Consider the following 8,929-nt stretch of genomic DNA (forward strand, 5'->3'; position numbering starts at 1 on the left):
AGGCGACACTTATGGGACTAATGGTCGCTATCATTGAAGGATGCCGACACTTCCCGCGCTCAGCTACGAGACGCTGCACTGGACGCCCAGCAACGGCGGCAGGTACTCCCGTTCGTCTCGTCGGGGTGGGCCGTACCGGGCGGCGATCCCCCCGGTTATCGCCGAACTGCAGGTGGAGCTGCCGCCGGAGGTGTACACGGCAGCCGAGGACGCCAGCCTCGCCATCACCCGATTCGACGCCGAACTCGGCGGCGAGATCGCCCCGTTTTCGGCTGTGCTGCTGCGCAGCGAGTCCGCGGCCAGCTCGCGCATCGAGAACCTCACCGCGTCCGCGCGTTCGATCGCGGAGGCTGAACTGCCGGGCGGCAAGGGTAAGGCCAACGCCGAGCAGGTGGTCGCCAACACCGCGGCGATGACCGCCGCCATCGAATTGTCCGATTGTGTCGACGCTGATGCCATCCTGGCCATGCACGCCGCGCTGATGGCCGGCCAGCCGCGCCACACTCCAGGGCAGTGGCGTACCGAACAAGTGTGGATCGGAGGTGGAAACAGCCCGATCAGCGCGATGTTCGTGCCGCCCCGCCACGAGCGCGTCCCCGCCGCGATCGATGACTTGATCGCCTTCGCTGCCCGCGACGACGTTGCGTTGCTCGCGCAGATCGCGGTGGCGCACGCGCAATTTGAGACCATCCACCCGTTCACCGATGGCAACGGTCGCACGGGTAGGGCTCTGGTGCAGTCGATGCTGCGCAACAAGGGCTTGACCCGCCAGGTGACAGTCCCGGTGTCGGCTGGGTTGCTGTCGGATACCGACGGATACTTCGCCGCCCTCACCGCCTATCGGGAAGGCGATCTCGCGCCGATCGTTGAGGGGTTCGCCCACGCCAGCGAGCGCGCAGTGGTCAACGGCCGTCAGCTGATCGATGCGCTGCGCGAGATCCGTGCGAGTTGGAATGACCGGATCACCGCGCGGTCGGACTCTGCGGTGTGGAGGGTTGCCGACCTGTTGACTCGGCGGCCGGTCGTCAACGGTGTGCTTCTGCGCGACGAACTGGGCCTGTCCACCGACCACCCCCGCCGCTACATCGGTCCCCTCGCCGAGGCCGGCATTGTTGTCGAGTTCACCGACCGGGCACGCAACCGTGCCTGGCGTGCTCCAGAAGTTCTGGATGCATTGGACGATTTCGCCGAGCGAGCCGGACGACGCGGGTAATCCCGCCTCACCGTCGCGACGAGTCAGTGTCATCGGGTGATCCTCCGCCTCGGCGAATACTTCAGCGGAGTGCTTGCTCAAATCCGACGAGCGGCGTGTGGCGCCGAGAGACCTCGAAGTCAGGTGTCAGGTTATTCGGATCCACGGCAGTGAGCCTCGTTGGCAGCAAGGACATGCCGTCACTACTAGTAGTACCGTGGGGTGAGCGGGCTCGGGAGTGGCTTGTCGGAAGCGCCGACCGTATGGGTGTTGAGTCGGCCACGCGCGAGCAGCGTGTCTGCGGGAGTCGTCCCAGGTGCCCTTCCGAGTCCGCCCACGTCCGTGGCAGTGTTCGCCGGGCCCAAGCGGTGGGCGCGGTGTCATTGGCCGTGTTTGTCGTGGATCTGGATTCCGCACTGTCGCAGTCGTTTTGCTATGGCTACTTTTTCGTAGCCGAGGTCTTCTCCGATGGCTCGGGTGCTTTGTCGTTCAATTTCGTAGCGCCGGTAGAGCTCGGCACACGTGATGGTTTCTTGAGCGGTGGGGCGGTATCTGCGGTTGTAGGCCACCGTCGTTGGTGCGGGTGAGGTCATCAGGAGGTCGCGGACGTAGTCGACGGGCCTGCCGAGTTGTTGGGCGGCGGCCGTGACCGACAGATAACCGTGGCGTACGAGGTGGTGCAGGGCGGCGGTGTCGGTGTCGAGGTCGGCCGCCCCGGGCAGCGCGAGGTCGGCGATCAGCGTGGTGTCGGGGGTCCAGGTGACGGGTTCGTCGGTGACGTGCTGGGAGGCGAGGAAGTCGGCGGCGCAGGTGTCGAGTGCGGCGGCGAGTGTGGGGGTGAGTTGGCGGCACATCGGCCCGATGAGCATGGTGTTGTGGATGGCCGGCCAGGGTTGTCCGGACGTGGCGGCGGGCATGCCGCTGATGCGCTGATACAGGTAGAGGCGGGCGGTGTCGAGGTGTACCGCGAATCTGGAGATACCTGCTGTGTCGCAGGCGTTTTGCCACTGCGTCTGGGTGAGCAGTGTGCGGTAGTTCAGCTGTCGGCGGCGGGTGTAGTCGATGGGTGGTTCGTGGTCGATGAGGTCGTCGTGCAGCGCGATGATCGCTGCGCGGATGGTCGGCCAGTACGGCTGCCGGAACAGGTTGTTGACGAAATGGTAGGCGGACTGGCTGGACTGGGTGCTGCGCAGTGTGGCGAGGGCGTCGCCGAGTCGGTGGGTGGATCCGGCGATGAGCACCGCCGCCGAGAGTGTCTGGCGGGCGACTCTCTGGGGGTGCTGGGGTGGGGTCAGTCGCAGGCTCCACTGGGCCCAGAGCATTGTCGGTAGCCGACGTGCCATGGCACTGCGCGACCGGGCCGGCGATGGGGTCGGCGTGGGTGGCTCGACGGTGCCGATGCGGTAGTTGAGTTGTTGGATGACACTGAGTTCGGGGGCCAGCGCGGCGAGCTGGACCGCTTTGAGTACCGGTGTTTTCGGCCCGGCGGACAGGTTTGCGGCGACCAAGTAGGTACCGCGTGCACGGGTGGCCGACAGCAGGATCGCAAACCGGTCACCGGCGGCATCCACGGTGTCGCAGCCCAGGACGGCGAGCGCGCCGATGACGCCGGCGGCGGTGGTGGCGGCATCAGCGGGGACATGGGCACCGGCGTGGTAGCCCGATACCGGAGCCGTGGGTTTCACCGTGCGGTGCGCGGCGACGATGTCGGCGGGCACGAGTGCGGGCAGGGCCGGTGATTCCGGTTCGATGAGGACGCGGCGGGCCAGGCTGCGGATGTCGGCGAGTGCTGCCCGGGCAGTCTGGGGGTGGGTGCGGTAGACCCCGACGTCAGCAAGGTCGCGCGCGATGATGCGGTGGATGACATGTTGAGCGTGGACGGCGGGGTGCTCGCGCGGCAGCACCACAATTGGTTGGTCGGCGAGCTGGGCGGTGCAGAACTGTTTGGTACGGGTGTCGTTGAGTAGCGCGGAGCCCAGGCAGGTGCCCGGTTGCGGTATCAGTGGCGTGGGTAGCGGTTGAAGGCGCTGGCGCTGCCGACACTGGGGGCACCGGTCGAGCAGCAGGCAGCGATGCTGCGGGCAGAGAAAGGTCCATCCCAGCCGCCACGCCAGTTGCCATCGTCCTGCGGTGTCGGCCAGGCACTGTGGGCAGTACCGCGATCCGTGGGTGCGCCCCCACGGGAAGGGTGTGTAGGTGCCGGCGACGGGGTCCAGCCCGGTGGCGCGCCCGGCATAGCGGGCCAGGGTCATGGCGTGGATGTCGGCGACAGCGGTGCCGGTGGCGTGCGCGATGGCTGCGGCTTCATCATCGGTCACGCTCAAGGTCAGACGGTAGGTGAAGCGGCGCCGCCAGGTTCTTCCCGGACCGGGCTGGGGCACCGGGAGCAGTGCGTCGAGCAGATCGCCCCACGGTGCGCGGTGGCGGTGGGCCAGGGCGTGCAGCCAGGATTCCAGTGACTCGCCGGGCACCGGAGTGACCCGCAGCGGAAGGGTGGGGGCGGCGGGGCTCATGGCCGGTGTCCAGCTCGGGCCCCTACAGGGTCCTAGCCGATGCCGTCGACGAGGTCGACCACGGTGACATCCAAAGCCGCGGCGATGTCAAAGAGGCGCTCATGCAGGATGCCGCGCCGGCCGTGCACCACGTCCATGAGGACGTTGCGCGAGACCCCGGAGCGTTCGGCGAGGTCCTCGAAAGTGAAGTCGTTCTCGACGCGCAGGCGGTTGATGCGGACACCGATTTTGCGTCGCCGTGTCTCCCATGCCGCGACCCGTTTCGGGTCGTTCTGGTGGGGGCGGGTCGGCACACCTTCAAGTAGTCAACGCCCCCCACCGGAAGTCAGCCCCACTAGTGGTGGAATCTGAGTTGTGACCTTTGCAGACGGTCGATGCGTGCGAGGTGGATCACATGACGGCGACAGATCCCACACCACCGCACACCGCGTGTAGTGGGCAGGTATCTGCTCTGCGGACGCTGCCGCTGCGCGTTGCACCCGTGCGCGGTGAAGTGCTGGAGTCGTGGCTGCAGGCCCTCGCGCACCGCAGCGGCGCCACCTGGGGCGACATCATCGCCGCCACCGGGTGCCAGTCCGGCCAGGTGGCCCGCGCGCGCCGGCCGATCAGCATGCTCACCGACCACCAGCTGGCCGGCCTGACCTTCACGACCGGGGTGAGCGCGCAGACCGTGCGGGCGATGACACCGTCATCCCTGCTGCCAGACCCTCACTCCCCGACCGAACTGCGCGTACTGCTGATGCCGGGGTCACGGTTCTGTCCGCGCTGCCTGCACACCAACGGAGGCCGATGGCTGCTGTGGTGGCGGCTGCGGTGGGCGTTCGCCTGCCCCACCCACCGCTGCCTGCTCGCCGATTACTGCCCGGCCTGCCGACGCCGGCCACGCATCGAAGCCCCACCGATCGACCTCGTGCCCCAACCGGCACGCTGTGATCGCCCGGCACTGGGCGCACGCGGCAGACCAGTCCCGGCGCGCTGCAGCGCACTGCTGTCTGACCCCTGCACCACCGGAGCCGAGACTGACGACGCCGTGCTGCATGCCCAACACCGGATCCTCGACGCGATCACCACCGGAAAAACCTCGGACGGTATCTACCGTGGCGGCACCGTGAGTGCGCTGGCCTACGTCACCGATCTACGTGTCCTGGGCGAACAGCTGCTGCACCACACCACGTGCGACGCACCGTCGGTGATAGCCCTGAATCGCAGCGCCACGCCGGCATGGGCACTGAACAGGGACAGCACCTGCGCCGGCACCGCCGCACTCGGCGCCTCCCTAGCCGTCCCGATCCTCGACTGCACCACCCCTGTTGAGGCGGCGCAGCTGCTGGGCACAATGCTCGTGCCGCACTCCCGTGACACCGTGGCGCGCCACCTCCGCCACAGCTGTGGGGTCAGTGCGGCCGCGGCACGGCTTGGGCTGGCCGTGAAGTCCACGGGCACTGCGGTCGAACAGCTGCGGATCGTCCCCATCAGTCACCCCGCGGCGCGGTGTGCAACGGAGCGTCATCACAGCGTCCCGGCGCTGCTGTGGTCGACCGTGGCCTACCCTTTTGTTTTGCAGGGCTTAGGTTTTGAACGGCTCCGGCACGCGCTGAGTGTTGCGGTGCTCTTGGTGGGCAATGAGATCAGCCTGGAGCAAGCGTGCGCACGCCTGGGGAATCCGTATCCCACGCGCAGCGTCACGCGGGCACTGCAGCACCTGCACACCCAACCGATGTGGCCGCACTGCCTCGCCACTCTGGCCCGCCTGGCCGACACCATGGAGCGCACACCGCCGCCGATCGACTACGCACGCCGACGTCGACTCCCCTATCAGGAGCTGCTTCCCGAGGGCCTATGGCATGACATCTGTTGGCAGCAAGGGATCTTGGCCGGGCGTGGTGTGAAGGTGCGGGTGTACCGGTGCTGGCTGTTCGAGCGTCTCACCGGCTCCCCCGCCATCCTCTGCCCCGACGCGCTCGACTCCGCAAAGTTCGCGTCGACGCTCGCGGAGCTGCCGCGCCAGTTAACGCCGACTCTCGGTGCCGCGCTGGACCATGCCGCCAGGATGTTCCTCGACGAGCAAGGTTTGCACCACGAGCCGGTGTCCTGGCAGCCCACCCTTCAAAACACCGATGGCGCGCAGGCACGTTGGGGCACCCACGAGATTGCCCAGCTTCACACCATGATCGTGGACGGGAATCGGTCGATGACGGCAGCCGCCGTCGCGCTGCACACCACTGTGGGCGTCGTCCGAACAGTACTCAGTGAGTACCCCCCCCCCCCCGGCAGTGTATAACCAGCGTGATTGCCGCAGCAGCGACGCAACACGAGCGCACCGCGCACTCCCCGTAACTTGCCGATTGGGTTCCACGCAGAGATAGCGCTCAGCATGGCCGAGATTGCGTTGCACGAGCAGCTTGAGTCGCCCAATAGTGGCCACGTGCCCCTGGCCTCGTCCTCAGCTCATGATCGTGTCTCGGGCGGTCCGATAGCGAAGGCCGCGCCACGTCTCGCCTGCGCGAGCGGTAGGTGGTCCTTCGATATCGAAGCGCGAAAGGCGTCAATACGACACCTGCGTGCTTTCGCATTTCACAATAGGTACTCATTGATCATGATCTGGATCTCCGCGATACGTGCGACATGAAGTCGTCAGCGACGGGAAATCAGCGAAAGTGTCAGTATCTGCCGCTAAGTTCTCCCATCAATGAATATCTCTGAGCTCGCCGCGTCGATCAACCCTGAGAACACCCTCTTACTCCTAGGCGCCGGCGCCTCAATTCCCTCGGGCGCGCCAACGGGGGCGCAACTGGCCCGCTACCTCGCCGAGAAGTTGTCGCCTGCTCCTGTGGGGGACGATCTCTCCGAGATCGCAGGAATCTTCGAGGGCCGCAGCGGCAGACGAGAACTTGCGATCGCAGTCAAGCAACGACTACGGGAGCTTCAGCCAACTGGTGGGATCCTTGCTCTTCCGACCTATAGGTGGAAGGGCATATATACGACCAACTTTGACAGGCTTGTTGAAATCGCATTTCGGAACGCGGGTATCTCACTTGACGTGGTGCGTTCAAATTTCGACTTCTCCACCACGGCAGGAAGCACAACGCAGACTCTCTATAAGATTCACGGCTGTGTCACACAGGATATCGGGTTCGGCGACCGGTCTCGGATGGTGTTGACGGAGCTCGATTACGACGAAGTTGACCATTATCGACAGTCCCTGTTTGCCAGCCTCAAAATGTCCATGATGAATGGCAATACCCTGGTAGTTGGCCAGTCACTGCGCGACCACCACCTGCGCGAGTTGGCCAAGGAAGTCGCGGCGCTGCGCACTCAAGGCGTCCAGGGTCGCGTTTTCCTACTGGTATACGAGTACGACGACGACCGTGCCAGGCTGCTCGATCAGCGTGGGATAGAGGTCGTCCGAGGCTCGCTTGACGACCTGATGCACCACCTCCAGGCTGCTCAGCCGGAAGTAGCGCGAGCACCAAGTGACGGAACTCTCCACCCAACGTCCCTCCCGCCACAACTCGCCACTACCACGATCGAAGTGGCACACGCAATTACACTTTCGTCTGATCCTCTGCGCCTGTATAACGGTAGCCCAGCGACGTATGCGGATATTCACGCCGGATTGACCATCTCCCGCAACATCGAGCGGCGACTGCGACAGTCGCAGGAGGGACTGAGAGGGTTCTTCCTAGTTCTGGCGGGAGCTGCTGGAGTCGGCAAGACCTCGTTAGCAAGACGATTACTTCATCATCGGCACAATGAAGGCTTCCTCACCTTCGAGCACACCAACAGCTACCCGCTGGATGTGGACGGCTGGATCAGCTACGAAAAGAAACTCCGCGCGAACAATCAGCAAGGCATACTGCTGGTCGATGACTGCGCACAGCATCTGTCCGCCGTTAGTCGCGTAGTCGATACGCTAGGAAAGCTGGACCGTCCCTTTCTGCGGATCGTCGTTACTGTCAATGCTGCTCAGTGGAAGACGCGGGTTAAGAGCCCGTACTTCTTCAGCCGTGGCACATTCGAACAACTAACCTTGCTGGCCGACAACGATATTCGGGAAATGATCAATCTGGTTGATCGCAAGCCGGAGATTCGGTGCCTGGTCGAGACTGACTTCCTCAACCTAGGATACGAAGACAAGGTTCGTCGCCTGCGGGAACGGTGCAGCGCGGACATGTACGTCTGCCTCAAGAACATCTTCCAAACCGACCAGCTTGACGAGATTTTGCTCAAAGAGTTTGCCGACCTGGATAACGATGCCCAGGACGTATACAGGTACGTCGCGGCAGTCCAGTCTATGGGCGGCAAAGTCCACCGCCAACTTGTTATGCGATTACTGGGGCTTGATGCGACCGGTTTGGCAAACCTACTCGAACGCATGGCCGACGTCGTCAGTGAGTACGACATCAACTACCACCGAGGTCTTTACGGGTGGACAGCACGACACGATGTCATTGCACATGTCATCTCGACGTTCAAATTTGCAGACCAAGAAGAACTACGCCTTCTTCTCGACCGACTCATAGACGGACTCAATCCGACTGAGTACCTCGAACTCGAGACTGCTCGTGGTATTGCCGCCAATGACATGGGCATACCGCGTCTCAACAACCGGGAACACCAACGAGGTCTAATGCGGAAGCTGATAGCCAAGGTGCCGGGCGAGCGCACGCCCCGCCGCAGGCTAATCCGAATGTTCCTCGACGATGGACTGCTCGATGAGGCTGACCGCTCCATCCGCTCAGCTCAGGACGATCTAGGCGTAGACAGCATCATCGAGCGCTATCGAGCGACCCTGACTCTACGGCGTGCAACTAGCAGTGACGGATTAATGGACGAAGATCGACTCGCCATGCTCTTGGAGGCTGAACGAATTGCCCGGAGTTGCACGAACAGGTGGCCACACGACCGTTATCACTTCCGCGTGCTCGCAGACGTAGGCATCGCTCTCGCGGACCGCTTCGGTAGGTTGGATGTCCTGGACGACACGATTGCCCTGTTGCAGGCTGCTGAAGTCGACAACCCCGACCCTGACTTCGTGGGGTCTGCTGCACGATCAGGTGACAGTTTCGGTCACGCGGCCTGACTGGCCGGTGTGGTCATGATGGCTTCGAATTCGATGGGGGTCAACCGGCCGAGTCCGGCCTGGCGGCGCCGGCGGTGGTAGGTCCGTTCGATCCAGGTGACGATGGCGATGCGCAGTTGCTCGCGGGTGTCCCAGCGGCGG

5 protein-coding genes and 2 pseudogenes are annotated in these 8,929 nt (G+C 64.3%); 3 read left to right on the forward strand and 4 right to left on the reverse strand.

What is annotated here, in order from left to right; genetic code table 11:
* The first annotated feature begins 40 nt into the window (after window positions 1-40).
* Window positions 41-1,213: a Fic family protein gene (locus tag ACWDUN_RS27665; RefSeq protein WP_449933753.1), complete on the forward strand. Its 1,173-nt coding sequence runs from the start codon at window positions 41-43 to the stop codon at window positions 1,211-1,213.
* 3 nt (window positions 1,214-1,216) lie between these two features.
* Here the strand turns inward: ACWDUN_RS27665 and ACWDUN_RS27670 are convergent.
* The 3 genes and pseudogenes from ACWDUN_RS27670 to ACWDUN_RS27680 form a co-directional block, all read right to left on the reverse strand.
* Window positions 1,217-1,336 (reverse strand): annotated as a pseudogene (locus ACWDUN_RS27670) (prevent-host-death protein); the annotation flags it as partial.
* 236 nt (window positions 1,337-1,572) lie between these two features.
* Window positions 1,573-3,705: a TniQ family protein gene (locus tag ACWDUN_RS27675; RefSeq protein ID WP_449933754.1), complete on the reverse strand. Its 2,133-nt coding sequence runs from the start codon at window positions 3,703-3,705 to the stop codon at window positions 1,573-1,575.
* A gap of 32 nt (window positions 3,706-3,737) precedes the next feature.
* Window positions 3,738-3,998 carry a helix-turn-helix domain-containing protein gene (locus ACWDUN_RS27680; RefSeq protein WP_449933755.1) on the reverse strand — a complete coding sequence of 87 codons (261 nt, stop codon included), beginning with the start codon at window positions 3,996-3,998 and terminating at the stop codon, window positions 3,738-3,740.
* Window positions 3,999-4,099: 101 nt separating this feature from the next.
* Between ACWDUN_RS27680 and ACWDUN_RS27685 the strand changes: the two genes are divergently transcribed.
* Both ACWDUN_RS27685 and ACWDUN_RS27690 read left to right on the forward strand, forming a co-directional pair.
* Window positions 4,100-5,986, forward strand: coding sequence for a TniQ family protein (locus ACWDUN_RS27685; protein WP_449933756.1), 1,887 nt, complete (start codon window positions 4,100-4,102; stop codon window positions 5,984-5,986).
* A 408-nt stretch (window positions 5,987-6,394) separates the two neighbouring features.
* The gene (locus ACWDUN_RS27690; RefSeq protein ID WP_449933757.1) at window positions 6,395-8,788 is read left to right on the forward strand and encodes an SIR2 family protein; all 2,394 of its coding nucleotides are present in this window, start codon (window positions 6,395-6,397) and stop codon (window positions 8,786-8,788) included.
* On the opposite strand, the pseudogene ACWDUN_RS27695 reads toward ACWDUN_RS27690, so the two are convergent.
* Window positions 8,776-8,929, reverse strand: a pseudogene (locus ACWDUN_RS27695) (IS3 family transposase); the annotation flags it as partial. The gene ACWDUN_RS27690 and the pseudogene ACWDUN_RS27695 sit on opposite strands and share 13 nt — an antisense overlap.

It is taken from the genome of Mycobacterium sp. NPDC003323, from assembly GCF_053589535.1.

Excerpts from the sequence above, each read along its gene's own strand:
- ACWDUN_RS27665 (WP_449933753.1), top strand. The coding sequence starts at position 41 with ATGCCGACACTTCCCGCGCTCAGCTACGAGACGCTGCACTGGACGCCC.
- ACWDUN_RS27675 (WP_449933754.1), bottom strand. The coding sequence starts at position 3,705 with ATGAGCCCCGCCGCCCCCACCCTTCCGCTGCGGGTCACTCCGGTGCCC.
- ACWDUN_RS27685 (WP_449933756.1), top strand. The coding sequence starts at position 4,100 with ATGACGGCGACAGATCCCACACCACCGCACACCGCGTGTAGTGGGCAG.
- ACWDUN_RS27690 (WP_449933757.1), top strand. The coding sequence starts at position 6,395 with ATGAATATCTCTGAGCTCGCCGCGTCGATCAACCCTGAGAACACCCTC.